At 64.5% G+C, this 17,252-nt stretch carries 16 protein-coding genes and 1 tRNA gene; 11 read left to right on the forward strand and 6 right to left on the reverse strand.

The annotated features are described in order from the left end of the window. Positions 1 to 5: 5 nt before the first annotated feature. The gene (locus tag AC0C6X_RS15470) at positions 6 to 488 is read right to left on the reverse strand and encodes an Lrp/AsnC family transcriptional regulator (protein WP_173520514.1); all 483 of its coding nucleotides are present in this window, start codon (positions 486 to 488) and stop codon (positions 6 to 8) included. Positions 489 to 566: 78 nt separating this feature from the next. On the opposite strand from AC0C6X_RS15470, the gene AC0C6X_RS15475 reads away from it, so the two are divergent. From AC0C6X_RS15475 to AC0C6X_RS15485, 3 genes are all read left to right on the forward strand, one after another. Beyond that, a complete protein-coding gene (locus AC0C6X_RS15475; protein ID WP_472953876.1) occupies positions 567 to 3,623 on the forward strand; it encodes an aminotransferase class III-fold pyridoxal phosphate-dependent enzyme in 3,057 nt (1,018 codons plus the stop codon). 104 nt (positions 3,624 to 3,727) lie between these two features. Then, on the forward strand, positions 3,728 to 4,738 hold the full coding sequence (locus AC0C6X_RS15480) for an amino acid ABC transporter substrate-binding protein (RefSeq protein WP_472953878.1): 1,011 nt from the start codon (positions 3,728 to 3,730) through the stop codon (positions 4,736 to 4,738). Positions 4,739 to 4,901: 163 nt separating this feature from the next. Next, entirely contained in the window at positions 4,902 to 5,204 is a 303-nt protein-coding gene (locus AC0C6X_RS15485; protein ID WP_472953880.1) for a hypothetical protein, read from the forward strand. 30 nt (positions 5,205 to 5,234) lie between these two features. Here the strand turns inward: AC0C6X_RS15485 and AC0C6X_RS15490 are convergent, their stop codons facing one another. Both AC0C6X_RS15490 and hutC read right to left on the reverse strand, forming a co-directional pair. Further along, complete coding sequence (locus AC0C6X_RS15490) at positions 5,235 to 8,159, reverse strand: aminotransferase (RefSeq protein ID WP_472953881.1); 2,925 nt, start codon at positions 8,157 to 8,159, stop codon at positions 5,235 to 5,237. A 114-nt stretch (positions 8,160 to 8,273) separates the two neighbouring features. Next, positions 8,274 to 9,017: a histidine utilization repressor gene (hutC, locus tag AC0C6X_RS15495; protein ID WP_472953883.1), complete on the reverse strand. Its 744-nt coding sequence runs from the start codon at positions 9,015 to 9,017 to the stop codon at positions 8,274 to 8,276. Between the two features lie 136 nt (positions 9,018 to 9,153). Between hutC and hutF the strand changes: the two genes are divergently transcribed. The 6 genes from hutF (at position 9,154) to AC0C6X_RS15525 (ending at position 15,484) form a co-directional block, all read left to right on the forward strand. Beyond that, positions 9,154 to 10,530 (forward strand): formimidoylglutamate deiminase, encoded by a 1,377-nt coding sequence (gene hutF / locus AC0C6X_RS15500; protein WP_472953885.1) that lies wholly within the window; start codon positions 9,154 to 9,156, stop codon positions 10,528 to 10,530. A gap of 35 nt (positions 10,531 to 10,565) precedes the next feature. Beyond that, positions 10,566 to 11,600, forward strand: a complete 1,035-nt coding sequence (locus AC0C6X_RS15505) for an ABC transporter substrate-binding protein (RefSeq protein WP_472953887.1) — start codon at positions 10,566 to 10,568, stop codon at positions 11,598 to 11,600. Positions 11,601 to 11,739: 139 nt separating this feature from the next. After that, positions 11,740 to 12,597 (forward strand): ABC transporter permease, encoded by an 858-nt coding sequence (locus AC0C6X_RS15510; protein WP_173520502.1) that lies wholly within the window; start codon positions 11,740 to 11,742, stop codon positions 12,595 to 12,597. Then, a complete protein-coding gene (locus AC0C6X_RS15515; RefSeq protein ID WP_173520501.1) occupies positions 12,590 to 13,417 on the forward strand; it encodes a quaternary amine ABC transporter ATP-binding protein in 828 nt (275 codons plus the stop codon). Before AC0C6X_RS15510 ends, AC0C6X_RS15515 begins: the two co-directional genes overlap by 8 nt. After that, positions 13,410 to 14,906, forward strand: coding sequence for an HAL/PAL/TAL family ammonia-lyase (locus tag AC0C6X_RS15520; protein WP_472953890.1), 1,497 nt, complete (start codon positions 13,410 to 13,412; stop codon positions 14,904 to 14,906). The genes AC0C6X_RS15515 and AC0C6X_RS15520 overlap by 8 nt, the downstream gene beginning before the upstream one ends. Further along, complete coding sequence (locus AC0C6X_RS15525) at positions 14,903 to 15,484, forward strand: HutD/Ves family protein (protein ID WP_472953891.1); 582 nt, start codon at positions 14,903 to 14,905, stop codon at positions 15,482 to 15,484. Before AC0C6X_RS15520 ends, AC0C6X_RS15525 begins: the two co-directional genes overlap by 4 nt. Here AC0C6X_RS15525 and AC0C6X_RS15530 read toward each other — a convergent pair whose 3' ends face one another. Beyond that, positions 15,485 to 15,748 carry a GNAT family N-acetyltransferase gene (locus AC0C6X_RS15530; protein ID WP_246304739.1) on the reverse strand — a complete coding sequence of 88 codons (264 nt, stop codon included), beginning with the start codon at positions 15,746 to 15,748 and terminating at the stop codon, positions 15,485 to 15,487. Beyond that, positions 15,739 to 15,942, reverse strand: a complete 204-nt coding sequence (locus AC0C6X_RS15535) for a GNAT family protein (protein WP_246304738.1) — start codon at positions 15,940 to 15,942, stop codon at positions 15,739 to 15,741. Before AC0C6X_RS15535 ends, AC0C6X_RS15530 begins: the two co-directional genes overlap by 10 nt. A gap of 317 nt (positions 15,943 to 16,259) precedes the next feature. On the opposite strand from AC0C6X_RS15535, the gene AC0C6X_RS15540 reads away from it, so the two are divergent. Together AC0C6X_RS15540 and AC0C6X_RS15545 are read left to right on the forward strand one after the other, a co-directional pair. After that, positions 16,260 to 16,418 (forward strand): hypothetical protein, encoded by a 159-nt coding sequence (locus tag AC0C6X_RS15540; RefSeq protein ID WP_173520498.1) that lies wholly within the window; start codon positions 16,260 to 16,262, stop codon positions 16,416 to 16,418. Between the two features lie 163 nt (positions 16,419 to 16,581). After that, entirely contained in the window at positions 16,582 to 16,947 is a 366-nt protein-coding gene (locus tag AC0C6X_RS15545) for a hypothetical protein (protein WP_173520497.1), read from the forward strand. 182 nt (positions 16,948 to 17,129) lie between these two features. Here AC0C6X_RS15545 and AC0C6X_RS15550 read toward each other — a convergent pair. After that, positions 17,130 to 17,206, reverse strand: a tRNA-Met gene (locus tag AC0C6X_RS15550). Between the last annotated feature and the right edge of the window lie 46 nt (positions 17,207 to 17,252).

Genomic DNA, 17,252 nt, shown 5'->3' on the forward strand with positions numbered 1-17,252 from the left:
GGGTATCAGCTCCGCTCGATATCCCGCCGGAGCACGATCGATGTCGTCAGGTCCTCGACATTGTCCATCGTCGCCACTTCGTTGCGCAGTTCGTTGAGGGCGTTGATCGACCCGACCTCCACCTCGACGACGAGATCGAGCTGGCCGCTGACCGAGGAGACCTTGCGGACGGCGGAAAAGCCGGCCAGCCGGTCGAGCACGCCGATCGACGGTGTGCGTTTCAAGGTCACCAGCAGGAAGGCCTGGATCGTGCCCTCCTCCAGTTGCCCGATATCGGCGCGATAGCCGCGAATGACGCCGGCTTTTTCCAGCCGACTGACCCGCTCCGTCGTCGCACTTCGGGAGAGGCCGATCCGGCCCGCCAGCGACTTCATCGGGATGCGCGCCTCCTGCGACAGAATGCTGAGGATCGTGCGGTCGATCGCATCTATGTCCTGCATCTCTGCTCCTCCGGGACCCGCCGACAAGATGACGGTTATTATAAACATAGTGCCGGTGCAACCGGCATATTGCCGGATGCATCGCTGGGCCGCTCATGTAACTCTCGCTCACAGATGAGGGTCCCCATGAACGATATGCTGAAGACGACACCTGACTTTTCGACCGAAGCCGCCGCGGCGCTGCTGAAGGAGCACTATGGCCTGACCGGCGCGCTGTCGTTGCTTGCCAGCGAACGCGACCAGAACTTCAAGGTCGAGGCTGAAGGTGGCGGCATCTATATCCTGAAAATCATCAACGGTGCCGAACCCGAAGTCGAAAGCGACTTCCAGACGGCACTGCTGAAGCACGTCGGCGCACACGCCGCCGACCTGCCGGTGCCGCATATCCGCCCGACGCTGTCGGGCTCGAGCCTCGCTTCGACCACGAGCGCGCGCGGCGTCACGCACCGCTTGCGGCTGGTGAGCTGGGTCGAAGGCCTGCCGCTCGCCGAAACCGGCCGCAGCGAGGCGGCGCTGCAATCGCTCGGGCAGATACTCGGCCGCTTCGATGCTTCGCTCAAAGGCTTCATGCATCCGGGCGCGCTGCGGGATCTCGACTGGGATATCCGCCACGCCGGCCGCTCGGCGGATCGGCTGCATCACGTCACCGCCGCCGAGGACCGCGCCTTGCTCGAGCGCTTCCTTGCCCGCTTCGAAAAATCCGTCGCGCCGCGGCTCGCCACCCTTCGCGCCGCCGTCATCCACAATGACGCCAACGACTGGAACGTGCTCGTCGACAAGGCCGACCACGACACCATCTCCGGCCTGATCGATTTCGGCGATGCGCTGCACGCGCCCATCATCGCCGAAGTGGCGATCGCCGCCGCCTATGCCGGGCTCGACCATCCCGATCCGATCGGCGCGGCAGCCGCGATCGCCCGCGGCTTCCATGCGGAATATCCGCTGAGGCAAGACGAGGTCGACCTGCTCTTCGATCTCATCGCCATGCGCCTTGTCACCTCCGTGACCATCTCGGCCTCGCGCCGGGCCCACACCGACGACAATCCCTATCTCGCGATCAGCGAGCGGCCGGCCTGGACGCTGTTGCGCAAGCTCGACCGGATGAACCCTCGTTTCGCCACCGCCATCCTGCGCAAGGCCTGCGGCTTCGAGGCCGTCCCCGGCGCGCGGGCAATCGCGTCCTGGATCCGCGAGAACCGCAAGACGCTGAAGCCGCTGCTCGAACGGCCGGCCGCAACCTATCCCGCAGCCCTGGTTCCCTACGGCGACCCGACGCATCCGATGACGGTGAAATCATCAGGCGAACAGCCGGATGAGGCCCAGGCGATCTGGGAGGATTATTGCCGTGAGCACGGCGTCGAGCTCGGCATCGGCCCCTTCGGCGAAGAGCGCACCGTCTATGCCGGCGAGATGTTCGTCTCGCGCTTCATCGACCACAGCCGCCGCACCCGCCATCTCGGCCTCGACCTGTTCATGGCCGCCGGCACCAAGCTCTATACCCCGCTTGCCGCAACGGTCGTCAGCGTCGAGATCGAGAAAGACCCGCTCGGCTACGGTTGCCTGATCGCGCTTCGCCACGAGCCGGAGGGCTGCCCGCCCTTCGTCACGCTTTGGGGCCACATGGCGCATGAGGCCACGGGACGCATCAAGGCCGGCGACAGGCTGGAGGAGGGCGCACTCGTCGGCGAGATGGGAGCGCCGAAGGAAAACGGCGGCTGGGCGCCGCATCTGCATCTGCAGCTTTCGACCGACACCAGCCTGACCGCGACCGAAATCCTCGGCGTCGGCGAGCCGCAGTTTCTCGACGTCTGGGCCGAGCTGTTCCCGGATGCGCGTACCTTCGCCGGCATTGCCGACGAATTCTACGAGAAGAAAGGCCGCTCGCACGAGGAGATCATCAAGCGGCGCAATGAACTGCTGCTGCCGAACCTCTCGATCTCCTACGACAAGCCGATCAAGTTCGTGCGCGGCGAAGGCGTCTGGCTGATCGACGATAGCGGCCGCGCCTATCTCGACTGCTTCAACAATGTCTGCCATATCGGCCACGCCCATCCGGCGGTGGTCGAGGCGATGGCCAAGCAGGCGGCCATCCTCAACACCAACACCCGCTATCTGCACGACAACATCGTCGCCTATGCCGAACGGCTGACGGCAACGCTGCCGAAGGAATTGACGGTTGCCGGCTTCGTCAACAGCGGCTCCGAGGCAAACGGCCTGGCTCTCAGACTGATGCGCGCCCATACCGGCCGCGAGAATGCGATCACGCTCGACTGGTCCTATCACGGCACGACCCAGGAGCTGATCGACATCAGCCCCTACAAATTCCGCCGCAAGGGCGGCAAGGGACAGAAGCCGCACATCCATGTGGCAACCATTCCGGACAGCTATCATGCACCGGCGGACTGGCCGGCCGAGGAACACGGCAAGCGCTTTGCCGAAAGCGTCGCCGAATTGATCGAAGCGATGAAGGCCAAGGGTGAGGGCCCCGGCTTCTTCATTGCGGAATCGATCCCGAGCGTGGCAGGCCAGGTGTTCCTGCCGGAAGGTTACCTGAAGGAAGTCTATCGGCTGGTGCGCGAGGCCGGCGGCGTCTGCATCGCCGACGAGGTGCAAGTCGGCTTCGGCCGCGTCGGCAGCCACTGGTGGGCCTTCGAGACGCAAGGGGTCGTGCCCGATATCGTCACCATGGGCAAGCCGATCGGCGACGGCCATCCGCTCGCAGCCGTCGTCACGACCCGTGAGGTGACCGACAGCTTCAACAACGGCATGGAATATTTCAACACCTTCGGCGGCAACCCGGTCTCCTGCGCCGTCGGTCTCGCCGTGCTCGACGTGATCGAGGGCCAGGACCTGCGCGGCAACGCGCTTACGATTGGCAACTACCTGATCGATGCCTTCCGCGCCATGCAGGCCCGCTACGAGGTGATCGGCGACGTGCGCGGCATGGGCCTGTTCCTCGGCATCGAGCTCGTCACCGACCGCAAGACGAAGGCGCCGGCGACCGAATTCGCCCGGGCCGTCTCCAACGGCGCACGCCGCCGCGGCGTGCTGATGGGCACCGAAGGCCCGCATGACAACGTTCTGAAAATGCGCCCACCGATGATCTTCTCGAAGCGTGATGCCGATCATCTGATCGCCGTGCTCGAAGAGACCTTCGCGGACGTATCGAAAACGCTCGGCTAAGGTCGGGCCAACAGCGGCAAAACAAAACAGATTGGCCGGGATGTGGACGCATCCCGGCAGCGAAGACGCATGCCTTAAAACATGAAAAAGAGGAGAACAGGACAATGAAACTTGGAGTTCTAGCGCTGGCGAGTGCGGCATTCCTCGCCGGTACCGCCGCCAATGCCGGCATGCTCGACGTCATCAAGGAACGCGGCGAGCTTCGCTGCGGCGTCAGCCAGGGCGTGCTCGGCTTTTCCGCGCCCAACGACAAGGGCGAGTGGGGCGGCTTCGACATCGACTTCTGCCGCGCGGTGGCCGCCGCGGCACTCGGCAATGCCGACAAGGTGAAATACGTGCCGCTCTCGACCAAGGAGCGCTTCACCGCGCTGCAATCGGGCGAGGCCGACCTTCTGTCGCGCCAGACCACCTGGACGCTGTCGCGCGACACCGACCTCGGCATGAGCTTCGTCGGCGTTAACTACTATGACGGCCAGGCCTTCATGGTGCGCAACGACCTTGGCGTGAAGAGCGTCAAGGAACTCTCGGGCGCCTCCGTCTGCACAGAAACCGGCACGACGACCGAGCAGAACATGGCGGATTATTTCAGCGCCAACAACATCCAGTACCAGGTGATCGCCTTCGAGAAGGCCGATCAGACGATCCAGGCCTTCAACACCGGGCGCTGCGACGTCTATTCGACCGATGCCTCGGCGCTTTACGCCCAGCGGCTGACGCTCAACGATCCCAATCGTTTTGGCGTACTGCCGGAAGTGATCTCCAAGGAGCCGCTCGGACCGGCCGTCCGCCAGGGCGACGACCAATGGTTCAAGGTCGTGCGCTGGACCCTGTTCGCGCTGGTCGAGGCCGAAGAACTCGGCATTACCAAGGAAAACGCCGCCAAGCTCCTCGAAGGCGGGACGACCGCCCAGAAGCGTTTCCTCGGCATCGAGAACGAAGCCGGCAAGTCGCTCGGCCTCGACCCGAAATGGGCCTACCAAGTGGTTTCCGCCGTCGGCAACTATGGCGAAGTCTTCGAACGCCACCTCGGCAAGGACAGCCCGCTCAAGATCGAGCGCGGCCTCAACAAACTCTGGAGCCAGGGCGGCCTGATGTACGCTCCGCAGGCACGCTGATCTCCGGGCAATTCCAGGAAAACTGTGAAGCGGTTGCCATCCGGAATTGCTCGATCGAGAAAAGCGCCAACGAGACGCCGCGGCCCTCCCCGCGGCGTTTTCGTTTGTGTCAATTTGGGCCTGCTTCGCACCGCTGCCCGGTGAATAGGAACAACAGACCCCGTTGGCCACCTCAACAAAGACAAACGCCGCGACGGACTTCCATCGCGGCGTCGAGCTCGTCACCGACCATCAGAGCGGAACGCCGGCCTCGCGCGAGACGGCCAAGCTCGTCTACCGCACCTATGAACTCGGCCTCGTCGTCTACTATGTCGGCATGAATTCGAACGTGCTGGAGATGACGCCGCCGCTGACGATCACCGTTCAGGACATCGACGCGGCACTCGATATCCTCGACCAGGCCTTCGACGATGTGGGCGCCGGTCGTGTTTCTGACACAGTGCTGGCGGATTTCGCCGGCTGGTAGCCTGGCTCGGCGGCAGTGCCACCGATGGCTTTACCAGCCGTCCTCCAGCACCCGCGCCAACATGTCGGCGAAAAAGTCGGCGCTCTCCCGGCTGAGGCAGAGCGGTGGCTTGATCTTCAGCACATTCAGATGGTCACCGGTCGGCTGCATGATGACACCGAGTTCGAGCAGGCGATCGCAGATCGCTGCTGTCTCCTCTGTCGCCGGCACCAGGGTCTCCCGGTCGCGCACGAATTCGACGCCGAGATAGAGCCCCATGCCGTGCACGGCGCCGATCAGCGGGAAGCGTTGTCCGAGCGCTTCGAGCCGCGCCTTCAGATGGCCGCCGACGACACGGGCATTCTCCGGAAGCCGCTCTTCCGTGAGGATGTCGAGCACGGTCTGGCCGACGACGGAGCTGACGGGGCTGCCGCCGGCGGACGAGAAGAAATACCCCTCCTTCTCCAGCGCATCGGCAATCTCGCGCCGGGTGATGACGGCGCCGAGCGGATGGCCGTTGCCCATGCCCTTGGCGACGGTAATGATATCGGGAACGACGCCCTGCTCTTCAAAGCCCCAGAAGTAGTCGCCGAGACGACCATAGCCGACCTGCACCTCGTCGGCGATGCAGACGCCGCCGCGTGACCGCACCATGGCATAGACCGCGTCGAGATAACCCTTCGGCAAAGGAATGCCGCCGGCATTGCCGTACACGGGTTCGCAGATGAAGCCGGCAAGCTTTTCGCCGGCGGCGTCGAGCTCGGTAAGCTTCGTGACGACGGCGCGGACATAACTGTCGGTCGTATCGGCACCACGGAATTCGCCGCGATAGGTGTTGGGCGCCTGCACCGGATGCACCCAGGCCGGTCGTGTTTCGAGCGCCTGCGGATTGTCGGCGATCGAGGTGGAGACTGCGTCGCTGGCAACCGTCCAGCCGTGATAGGCCTCGAGCAGGCTGACGACGTTGCGGGCGCCGGAATGGGCCCAGGCAAGCCTGAGCGCCAGATCGTTCGCCTCCGAGCCGCTATTGACCAGGAACACCGTGTCGAGCCCGTCTGGCGCAAGCGCCGCCAGCCGCGTCGAGAATTCGGCGACGGAGGCATAGTGGAAGCGCGAATTGGTGTTGAGCAGCGACCATTGCCGCCCGACCGCGGACGCCAGTCGCGGATGCCCATGACCGAGGATCGTCACGTTGTTGACCATGTCGAGATAGCTGCGGCCCTCGACGTCAAAGAGGTATTCCTTCCAGCCGCGCTCGATCTGGGGCGGGTGCCGGTAGTAGTTCTTCTGCGGCTTGGCGAAATGCTGCCGGCGACGGGCAAGCAGCGCGTCGCTGTGCGGTTCCGGCGCATCGCATTCGAAGCCGAGGACGGCGGCCGGCGACGGGCACAAGGCCTTCCACGCCTCCGCCTGATGCGGCATCACGAAGAGCGGCGGAACGAGGCCGTGCTCGCGGCAAAGCTGCACGCGGATCAGGCCATAGGTCTGCTGCTCACCCGAGACGACACCGACCACGTCACCGGCGGCGACGGTCTCCTCGATTTCGCCACCGACTTCGACGCCTTCAAGGAAAAGGCTCGCCTCGGCTCCGTCCAGAACCAGCAGCCCGTCCTGCCGGATGATGCGCCCCGCAAACGGGGCAACGATCTCGCGGCCCGCTTCCAGGCAGATGTCGACATGCAGCGCCAGCGTCGGGTCGGGCTTCGGCGATCTGCGTTGCGTTTCGGTCATCCGGTACTCGCCGTAGCGGGTGGTCGCGACCCCGATCGCGTGGGCGGCGTGCTGCAGCAGCGAAATCGGCAGCCCCTGGTGCTGCCAGCGTTCCTCCGGCAACAGCGGGCTCAGGATCGACAGGTCGATCGGACGCACGTCGGTCGGCCCGAGCCCCCGGATCAGGCCTTCTCCCGTGACAGGCGTCAACGCGGGGGAAAGCCCCGCCGCCGTCAGGATGGCGTGTTCCATCACCGCCGGCGGAACCGAGGTCGCAACATCGAAGATCTCCCGCTCATGCGCGGCATTGCCCTCGACATAGGCGTTGTCGGGCTCGCGGGAAAGCTGGTGCTCGGAGCTTGCGATGAGCACGGCGGCGCGGGCGACGATCAGCGGCCAGAGCGCCTTCAGTTCCGCTTCGGTCAGCGGGCACGCCGCATGAAACGCCTTGACCGCCGGCAGGATGAACCAGGGGTCGCCATCGGCGTGATGGAGCAGCGAGGCGCAGGTGACCGCAAGTTCGGCAACCAGCCACCCCTTCAGGATATCGCCGAAATCGATGACGCCATCCGGGATCGGACGGCCGGCCGCATCCGGCTGGCTCACCACATTGTCATCGGTGACATCATGATGGATCGCCTGGACGCGCAGTTCCGCCGTGAGCGGCTGCAGACGCCGCATCGCGCCGACCATAATTTCGGCGATCCGCTTCTTGCGCTGCTGATCCGGCATGTCGGCGAGAAGATGGAGCACGACGGGACCGGCGCGGCGCAGGTCCCATTGCAGCTCGCGTTCAAGCCCGGGATGCTCGAAGTCCTGCAGCGCGGCGGCCAGCCGCCCGGCCAGGTCTCCGAGCGCGGAAACGGCTTCACGCGAGAGATGCTTGCGCCGGGTGAGCGGCTCGCCATCGAGAAAATTCAGCAGGCGGATGCGGTAGGCCTGGTCGCGAACGGTAACGCTCTCGATCGCCTCGCCCTTGAGCGAAGGCACCACTTCCGCAACACGCGCCGAAGTCAGGCGCTGGGACAAGTGCTCTAAGGCCGCATTCTGGGCCTCGAGTTCGAGCGCTCCATATTCCGCACGGCAGATTTTCAAGACATAGCGCCGCTCGCCGGTATCGATGCGATAGTTGCGGTCCTGCTGGCTGCCGAGTTCGCTGATCGTGCCTGACAGACCGTAGTGCTCGGCCAGCAGCGCCCGCGCCTCCTCGGCGCTGACATCGGGCCTCGGCAGCTCGGTGCGAAGCTTCAGCGCGTCCTCAACCATATCTCGTCATCCTCCCATACGGCGGTCGATCCTCCGAATCGACCGGAATAGTGTCGAGATTAGAGCGGGATGAGGAAAAGATGTGCGGTTTTCTGCCGAAGCATCCATCCCGATCTATTGCGACATGCCTTCGAGGCGATAGCGGGTGCCGGGATAGAGCAGCCGTGCCGTCGTCACATTGGCCGTCTCCGACCAGGTGCGGCGGCGGATCATCAGGCAGGGTTCGTTGCGGTCGATGCCGAGCAGCTTGCATTCCCAAGGCTGCGGCGACACAGCCTCGACGATCTGTTCGGTGCGGGTGATCGGCGCGACTGCAGTGAGATAGGCATTCGGCGTCATCGCCTGGAAATCCTGCTCCAGATAACGCGAGCAGACCGCCGGATTGACGAAACGGTCCTCGATCTGGATCGGCAGGCCGTTTTCCGAATGCACCATGATCGAATGAAAGACACGGGCGCCGGTTGCAAGTCCGAGCGCGTAACCGATTTCGGGCGTCGCCACCTCTTCCTGCAGAAGCGTCATCAGCGACGTGTGGATGTGGCCGCGTTCATGGATTTCATCGGCGATGTTGCGGACTTCCAAGAGGGCGGTGCTGCCCTTGTGCGCGGCGACGAAGGAGCCGACGCCCTGCACCCGCGTGATCGCGCCTTCGGTCGCGAGTTCCCTGAGCGCCCGGTTGGCGGTCATGCGGCTGACGCCGAGGTCGGCGACGATCTCGTTTTCCGAGGGGATGCGGTGATGCGCCGGCCACTCGCCGCTCTCGATACGGCTGCGGATGAACTGCTTGACCGCCTCGTAGCGCGGCACCGGCCCGTCTTCGAAGGCGGCCATTTCGTTCCGTTTTTTGAGTGCCGTCATCAACTCACGCCCCGCCTTTCCAGAATGCCGAACAAATCATGCGCATTCGCTCACGAATCTTTTCGTTCATTTCACGCTTGCGCGCCAGCGTAAAATATCTATAGTTCCATATACAACTACGTACAGGAAAATGCACATGGCCACTTTTCCCGTCAACCGGATCTTTGCAGAACGGGCGCTCCTGCCCGGCGGCTGGGCCCAGAACGTCGCGATCTCGCTCGACGCGTCGGGTCACATTGCAGCGATCGAAACCGGCAGCGCCGCCGCCAATGGCGACGCGCGTGCGGCTGGCCCGCTGATCCCGGCAATCGCCAACCTTCATTCCCACGCCTTCCAGCGTGCCATGGCCGGCCTTGCCGAGGTCGCCGGCAGCGGCGACGACAGCTTCTGGACCTGGCGCGAGGAAATGTATCGCACCGTCGGGCTGGTAAACCCCGACGATGTCGAGGCGATCGCCGCAAAGCTCTACATGGAGATGCTGAAGGGCGGTTTCGGCCATGTTGCCGAATTCCATTACCTGCACCATCAGGCCGATGGCACTCCCTATGCCGATCCGGCGGAAATGTCGCTGCGCATTCTCGCCGCCGCCCGCACCACCGGTATCGGCCTCACGCATCTGCCGGTGTTCTATGCGCACGCCAATTTCGGGGGAGTCGCGCCGAACCCCGGTCAGCGACCCTTCCTGCATGATCCCGATCGTTTCTTGGCCCTACTCCAGCGCCTTGAGCCGCTCTGCCGCGAAGCCGGCAACATGCTCGGCTACGCCATCCATTCGCTGCGCGCGGCAACGCCCGAGGAAATGCGCATCATCCTCGATGCGGCGGCCGTTTCCGGCCCGATCCATATCCATGTCGCCGAGCAGACCAAGGAAGTCGACGATAGCCTCGCCTGGAGCGGCCGCCGCCCGGTCGAATGGCTGCTCGATGAGATGCCGGTTGATCAGCGCTGGTGCGCCATCCACGCGACCCATCTCACGGAAACCGAACGCCAGCGCCTGGCGCGTTCGGGCGCAGTCGCCGGCCTCTGCCCTGCCACCGAAGCCAATCTCGGCGACGGCATCTTCCCGGCGGTCGACTTCATGGCCGAGGGCGGCATCTTCGGCGTCGGCACCGACAGCCATGTGGCGACCAGCGTCGCCGAGGAACTGCGCCTGCTCGAATACGGTCAGCGCCTGCGCGATCGTCGCCGCAATCGGCTCGCGACGGGCCCGGGCGCCTCGATCGGCCGGACCATCTTCGACGCCGCACTTAGAGGCGGCGCCCAGGCTGCCGGCCAGAAGACGGCCGGCATCGCCGTCGGTGCCCGCGCCGATTTCGTCGTGCTCGACGGCAGCAACCCCTATATCGCCGCCGCCAGCGACAACCAGATCCTCGACCGCTGGCTCTTTGCGCTTGGCGGCGAGAGCGTCCGCGACGTCATGGTCGCGGGCGAGTGGAAGATCCGCAACGGACGCCACGACCGCGAGGACGATATCGACCGCGCCTTCGCGCGGGTGCTGATGAAACTGAAATAGTCATCGAAGCCAAAATCAAAAAAGGGAACAGCTTAATGTCGATCAACAAACTGAAACTCACGCTTGCCGCCACCGGCCTCGTGCTTGCGGCCTCCACCGGCAGCGCCAGCGCCTCCTATTGCGGCGACGGCAAGACCGTCACCTTCGCCGGCATCGACTGGGAAAGCGGCGCCTTCATCACCGAAGTGATGAAGACCATCCTTTCCAAGGGCTACGACTGCCAGGTGGATTCGATCCCCGGCAACTCCGTGACGCTGGAGCAGGCGACGGCCAACAACGACGTGCAGATCTTCGCCGAGGAATGGCTTGGCCGCTCCGACGTCTGGAACAAGGCCGTCGAGGAAAAGAAGGTCGTCGCCATCGGCAAGACCTTCGTCGGCGCCAGCGAAGGCTGGTTCGTGCCGGAATACGTGATCAAGGGTGACGCCTCCCGCAATCTCGAAGCCAAGGCACCGGACCTGAAGAGCGTGTCGCAGCTTTCCGATCCGAAGATCGTCGAGCTTTTCGCCGATCCGGAAGAACCGTCCAAGGGCCGCTTCCTCAATTGCCCGTCGGGTTGGACCTGCGAGGGCGTGAGCTCCGCCAAGCTCGAAGCCTACAAGCTGGGCGAGACCTATGTGAACTTCCGCCCGGGCACCGGCACCGCGCTCGATTCCGCCATCACCTCGGCCTATCTCCAGGGCGAGCCGATCCTCTTCTACTACTGGTCGCCGACCGCGATCATGGGCAAGTTCAAGCTCGTCCAGCTCGAAGAACCGGCCTACAACGAAGCCTGCTGGAAGGAGCTTTCGAGCGCCAACGGCAAGCGTGACCAGGGCTGCGCCTTCCCGTCGGTGGACGTCTCCTACGGCGTCAACAGCACTTTTGCCCAGGAAGCGCCCGAGATCGTCGCGATCCTCGAAAAGGCGACTTTCCCGCTCGACGCCGTCAACGGCAGCCTCGCCAACATGGCCGACAACAAGGTCGACGCGACGGCGGCCGCCGCCGAGTTCCTGAAGACCAAGGCCGACGTCTGGGGAAAGTGGGTTTCCGATGAAGCCCGCGGCAAGATCGAAGCCAGCCTGAAGTAATCGCCCCTCATCGCCGGCTCGGGCCCCTCGCCGCTTTCAACGCGACGCGTGAGCCCGGGCCGGCGACTGGCCACAATACCCGAGGCAAGCGCCGTCGGCCGCCTTTCTGCGCCCGTCGGTCCGAGCAAGGAACCGTCCGATGTTTCCGGATACTCTCAATCTCTCCATTCGCGGGCCGGTGAACGATTTCATCCAGGCGCTGGTCAGCGGCTATGGCTGGGTCTTCAAGGCGATCAGCGGCGTCATCCTGAAAGCCGTTCTGTTCATCGAATGGATCCTGCGCGGCCTGCCCTGGTGGGTCGTCATCCTCATCTTCATGGCGCTTGCCTGGCAGAGCTCCAAGCGCTGGGGTCTGACGGTCGTCGTCGGCGTTCTCCTGTTCTTCGTCGGCGTGCTCGGCCTCTGGGACCTGACGATGCAGACGCTGGCGCTGATGCTGATGGCAACGATCGTCTCGGTCGTCATCGGCGTGCCGATGGGCATTCTTGTCGCCAAGAGCCGGATGGTGCGCAACATCACCCTGCCGGTGCTCGACGTCATGCAGACGATGCCGAGCTTCGTCTACCTGATCCCGGCGTTGATGCTCTTCGGCCTCGGCAAGGTGCCGGCGATCCTGGCGACCATCATCTACGCGGTGCCGCCCTTGATCCGCCTCACCGATCTCGGCATCCGCCAGGTCGACCATGAGGTGGTGGAAGCGGCGACCGCCTTCGGCGGCAGCCCCAACCAGATCCTCTTCGGCGTCGAGCTGCCGCTCGCCACGCCGACGATCATGGCCGGCCTCAACCAGACGATCATGATGGCGCTGTCGATGGTGGTCGTCGCCTCGATGATCGGCGCCCGCGGCCTCGGCGAGCAGGTGCTGAACGGCATCCAGACGCTCGACGTCGGCAAGGGGCTCGAAGCCGGCATCGGCATCGTCATTCTCGCGATCGTTCTCGACCGCATCACACAAGGCTTCGGCAAGAGCCAGACGGAGGATCCGCGCAATGGCTGATATCGAGATCCGCAACGTCTACAAGATCTTTGGACAGGACGCGAAGGCCGCGCTCGCCATGGCCAAGGAAGGGCTCAACAAGTCCGAAATCCTCGCCCGCTCCGGCTGCAGCGTCGGCCTCAACAATGTCAGCCTGACGATCGGTGCCGGCAAGATCTTCGTGATCATGGGGCTTTCCGGCTCCGGCAAATCGACGCTGGTGCGCCACATCAACCGGCTCATCGAGCCGACCAGCGGCGAAGTAGCGTTCGACGGCAACAACATCTTGGACCTCGATGCCAAGGCGCTGCGCACCTTCCGCATGCACCGCGTCAGCATGGTGTTCCAGAGCTTCGCCTTGATGCCGCACCGAACCGTGCTGCAGAACGTCGTCTACGGCCAGCGCGTGCGCGGCTTGCCCAAGGCCGAAGCCCGCGAGATCGGCATGAAGTGGATCGAGACCGTCGGCCTTGCCGGCTACGACGCCAAGTTCCCGCACCAGCTCTCCGGCGGCATGAAGCAGCGCGTTGGGCTTGCCCGTGCGCTCGCCGCCGATACCGACGTGATCCTGATGGACGAGGCCTTTTCGGCGCTCGACCCACTGATCCGCGCCGACATGCAGGACCAGTTGCTGCAACTGCAGCAGAATCTCGCGAAAACCATCGTCTTCATCACCCACGATCTCGACGAGGCGCTGCGCATCGGTTCGGAAATCGCCATCCTCAAGGACGGTCAGGTGGTGCAGGTCGGCACGCCGGACGATATTCTGGAGCGGCCGGCCAACGATTACGTCGCCCGGTTCGTGCAACGCCGACAGGGACGACCGGAAGCCCATGAGTGAAAGTAGAAGCGCTGAGAGCATAATCCTCGATGCGCCGCTGACGTGGCGGCAAATCGCGGCGGTCGCCAATGGCGCCCCGCTCGCTCTTTCCGATGCCGCACGGCAGCGCATCGTCCATGCCCGCCGGATCGTCGACGCGCTGGTCGAGCGCAGCGTCCGCGGCTACGGCATCAACACCGGCGTCGGCGCGCTCTGCGACGTCGTCATCGATCGCGAGAACCAGCAGGCACTGTCGCGCAACATCATCCTCAGCCATGCCTGCGGCGTCGGCGAGCCGCTCGCCCGCGCCGAGGCTCGCGCGGTGATGGCGGCGCAGATCGCCAACTTCGCCCACGGCTATTCCGGTGTGCGCATCGAGACGGTCGAGGCGCTGCTTGCGCTCCTCAACGCCGATCTCGTCCCGGACATCCCGTCGCGCGGCTCGGTCGGCTATCTGACCCACGCGGCCGCGATCGGCCTCGTGCTGATCGGCCACGGAACCGTCGATGACGGCGAGGCCAAGATCGGCGGCGTCGAGGCGCTTGCTCGGATCGGGCTGAAGCCGCTGCGGCTCGAGGCCAAGGAGGGCCTGAGCCTCGTCAATGGTACGCCCTGCGCCACGGGACTTGCGGCCCTGGCGCTCTGGCGCGCTGCCCGCCTCTTCGACTGGGCGGACGCGGCCGCCGCCATGACCTATGAAAACCTCGGCAGCCAGGCCAATGCCTTCGCCGCCGTCCCGCTGGCGCTTCGCCGCTCGAAGGGGCTCGAAGCGGTCGGGGCATCGCTCCGCGCCTACCTCGCCGGTAGCCCGATGCTGGCCGAGACCGCCGGCACGCGAACACAGGATCCCCTGAGCCTTCGCGCCGTGCCGCACGTCCACGGTGCTGCGCGCGATGCCCTGGCCCAGGTCGCCGAAGTCATCGACCGCGAACTCGCAAGCCTCACCGACAACCCGGCCGTCTCCGGCACGCCCGAGGCGCCGGAAGTGCACTCGCAGGCCCATGCGGTGGGTGCTGCCCTTGGCCTTGCCATGGACAGCCTGGCGGTCGCCATCGCCGAGGTCGCCGCCATCTCGGAGCGCCGCATCGACCGGCTCGTCAACCCGCTGGTGAGCGGCCTGCCGGCCTTTCTCGCCGGCGACAGCGGCGTCTCCTCCGGCTTCATGATCGCGCAGTACACGGCTGCGTCGCTTGCCGCCGAAAACCGGCGCCTCGCCGCCCCCGCAAGCCTCGACGGCGGCATCACCTCGGCGTTGCAGGAGGACATCCTCACCCACGCGACGCCGGCCGCCTGGAAGGCGCTCTCGATCGCCGACAATCTCGAAACCATCCTGGCGATCGAACTGCTCGCCGCAGCCCAAGCCTATGACCTGCAGCCACGCGGCCGCGCCGCACGTACCGACGGCCTCTACCAGCGCATCCGCGCGAAGATCCCGACCTATGCCGACGACCGGCCGCTGAACGGCGACTTCGCGCGCATGCGCGCACTCATCGAAGAGAGCATGCCATGAAGATCCTGCGCGCCAGCACCTACAAACGCATGCCGTGGAAGAACGGCGGCGGCGAGACGGTGGAGATCGCTGTTTTCCCGGAAAAGGCCTCGCTTTCGGATTTCGACTGGCGCGTGAGCATGGCGACCGTCGCCAGCGACGGCCCTTTCTCGAGCTTCCCCGGGATCGACCGCACGCTCTCGATCCTCCAGGGCAACGGCATGCGACTCACGATTGACGGGCGCGAGCCTATCGTGTTGACCGGAGAAACGGCCCCACTCCCCTTCCCTGCGGATGTCGCGACCTCAGCGACGCTGGTGGACGGTCCGGTCGTCGATCTCAACGTCATGACAAGGCGCGGCAGGCTCGCCCATACGGTTCGACGCCTGGCGACCGACCATCCGCAGACAGTGGACGGCACGGCGGAAGCGACCCTCATCCTTTGCCACGGCGGCGCGGTGCGCCTGGCAGCGGCAGAGGAACAAGCCGATCTCGCAGCAGGAGACACGGCGATCCTTGAAGGATCCGCCGCCGTCACGATTGAGCCTGCGGCCTCTGCCGTCGTGTTCGTGGTCACCATCGACAAACCGGCGGCATGATCAGGCCCCTGTTCGCCCGGCCCAGCCTCGGCTGAGATGCAGCAACGGATAGGGCCGCCCTGCATCATCGACGGGTGAGCGTCCGACCGTCTCGAAACCCAGGCGCTGATAGAACCCGGCACCCGATGCATTCTGCTCGTTGACATCGACCGTCAGCACCGGATGCAGCGTCATCGCGTGTTCGACGAGCCGCCGGCCGACGCCGCTGCCGCGCGCATCGGCGTGGACGAAGAGCGAGTCGATCTGTGCCCCGCTCACGCCCATGAAGCCGAGCGCCTCATCGTTTTCATCGGCCGCAATCCAGAACCCGGCAGCAGATACTGGTCTCGGACCATCGTTTCGATAGCGGCAAAGTCTTCCTGCGTCAGGAAATCATGCGTGGCGACCACGGCGCTGCGCCAGATCTCGAAGGTGCGTGGAAAATCGTCAGGACGGGACGGGCGAATGGAAATGGTCATGAAACAATCACTTTAAAAAAGCGAGGCGCCGACGAGGATTGCAAAGCTTCCGGCTCGAGCCGAAGCAGTGCTTGAGGCGCCAGGTGCGAAGATGTCCGGGCACGATTCCTGTGCGGCACGAGGCGCACACCCTACTCGAGGGCGCGCAGATCGCAAGCCATTTGGGCAAGTGCGCCTTTCATGCAACGCCGGTTAAGTTTTCGGTAACCATATCTCATGTTCCCCGGGGAACAGCCAAGTTGCCGCCACACGATAGTCTCCATGTCACGGTTTTACCGACACACGTCAACAAACGCAGGGCTCGGAGGACAACGGACATGATCAGAACCGCTTTCGGCGTCAACGTCACCGTACTGGTCTTCTCGATCACCGTGATCGCCATCATGCACTTCGCCCTGTCCCAATATCGGGCAGCCGAGATCGCCGATATCACCCTGCCCGACTACTCGGCGATCACCTCGTCGATCCACCGCTGAGGCGTATTCCGCTTCGCTTGGGCCCACCGCTCGAAGCGGCGGCGGGAGCGGGAGCTGACAAGCAATCCTTCCATTTCGGTGGCCGCTTGCATTGTGATAGGGAACGCCTGCCGAGCGCGTCCCCGCTCGAACCCAGACAATGCTTTTTAGAAAGGCCCCGGAAATGACGGATCCGCAAAGCGAACTGAAGCTCAGTGCGTTCAAGCTCCACGAACAGGCGGTCCGCGCATCGGTCGGCGGGAAACAGCTGGCACTAGATGCCCTCGAACTCGGCGGCGAAATCCTGATCGTCCTGACGTGGCTGGGCAATTCCGAGAGAGGCCTGCGCAAGCCGGAATATGTGCTGCCCTTGAGCGCGGTGACACACCAAGACCTGAGCAATGATCCGGAAGCCAAATACAAATGGTCCATCGGCGCGCCGCTGCCGCAATCGCTTTTCGACGGCAGCGCGTCACGGCAGTTCAGAAGGCAGTTCGGGGTCAAGAGCGGGCCGGCGCTGACTTTGCCGCTGAAGCCGACACGCCATTGAGTGAGGGCCCCTGTTGACGGGGGGCTCTCACAGCTTGATCTCTGCCCGTGCGGAACCACTCGCTTCCGCTTCACCTGGCGAATATCGCAGAACTGCGTCGGTGCTGAGAATGAGAAGACGGCTAGCCGATGCGTTCTCGGGCAGGAACGTGCCCAGGTATCCGAATCAAACAATTGGAGAAATGGTAGCGGAGGAGGGATTCGAACCCCCGACACAAGGATTATGATTCCTCTGCTCTAACCTACTGAGCTACTCCGCCGGGTACCGCGTCGGGGCTTCGAAGGGGAAGCCGTCTTGACTGGACG

The organism is Ensifer sp. VA4, assembly GCF_055710065.1.

What these genes read in the sequence shown, in the direction of transcription:
- AC0C6X_RS15470 (WP_173520514.1), bottom strand. Translation starts at nt 488, where the DNA reads ATGTTTATAATAACCGTCATCTTGTCGGCGGGTCCCGGAGGAGCAGAG.
- AC0C6X_RS15475 (WP_472953876.1), top strand. Translation starts at nt 567, where the DNA reads ATGAACGATATGCTGAAGACGACACCTGACTTTTCGACCGAAGCCGCC.
- AC0C6X_RS15480 (WP_472953878.1), top strand. Translation starts at nt 3,728, where the DNA reads ATGAAACTTGGAGTTCTAGCGCTGGCGAGTGCGGCATTCCTCGCCGGT.
- AC0C6X_RS15490 (WP_472953881.1), bottom strand. Translation starts at nt 8,159, where the DNA reads ATGGTTGAGGACGCGCTGAAGCTTCGCACCGAGCTGCCGAGGCCCGAT.
- hutC (WP_472953883.1), bottom strand. Translation starts at nt 9,017, where the DNA reads ATGACGGCACTCAAAAAACGGAACGAAATGGCCGCCTTCGAAGACGGG.
- hutF (WP_472953885.1), top strand. Translation starts at nt 9,154, where the DNA reads ATGGCCACTTTTCCCGTCAACCGGATCTTTGCAGAACGGGCGCTCCTG.
- AC0C6X_RS15505 (WP_472953887.1), top strand. Translation starts at nt 10,566, where the DNA reads ATGTCGATCAACAAACTGAAACTCACGCTTGCCGCCACCGGCCTCGTG.
- AC0C6X_RS15510 (WP_173520502.1), top strand. Translation starts at nt 11,740, where the DNA reads ATGTTTCCGGATACTCTCAATCTCTCCATTCGCGGGCCGGTGAACGAT.
- AC0C6X_RS15515 (WP_173520501.1), top strand. Translation starts at nt 12,590, where the DNA reads ATGGCTGATATCGAGATCCGCAACGTCTACAAGATCTTTGGACAGGAC.
- AC0C6X_RS15520 (WP_472953890.1), top strand. Translation starts at nt 13,410, where the DNA reads ATGAGTGAAAGTAGAAGCGCTGAGAGCATAATCCTCGATGCGCCGCTG.
- AC0C6X_RS15525 (WP_472953891.1), top strand. Translation starts at nt 14,903, where the DNA reads ATGAAGATCCTGCGCGCCAGCACCTACAAACGCATGCCGTGGAAGAAC.
- AC0C6X_RS15530 (WP_246304739.1), bottom strand. Translation starts at nt 15,748, where the DNA reads ATGGGCGTGAGCGGGGCACAGATCGACTCGCTCTTCGTCCACGCCGAT.
- AC0C6X_RS15535 (WP_246304738.1), bottom strand. Translation starts at nt 15,942, where the DNA reads ATGACCATTTCCATTCGCCCGTCCCGTCCTGACGATTTTCCACGCACC.
- AC0C6X_RS15540 (WP_173520498.1), top strand. Translation starts at nt 16,260, where the DNA reads ATGATCAGAACCGCTTTCGGCGTCAACGTCACCGTACTGGTCTTCTCG.
- AC0C6X_RS15545 (WP_173520497.1), top strand. Translation starts at nt 16,582, where the DNA reads ATGACGGATCCGCAAAGCGAACTGAAGCTCAGTGCGTTCAAGCTCCAC.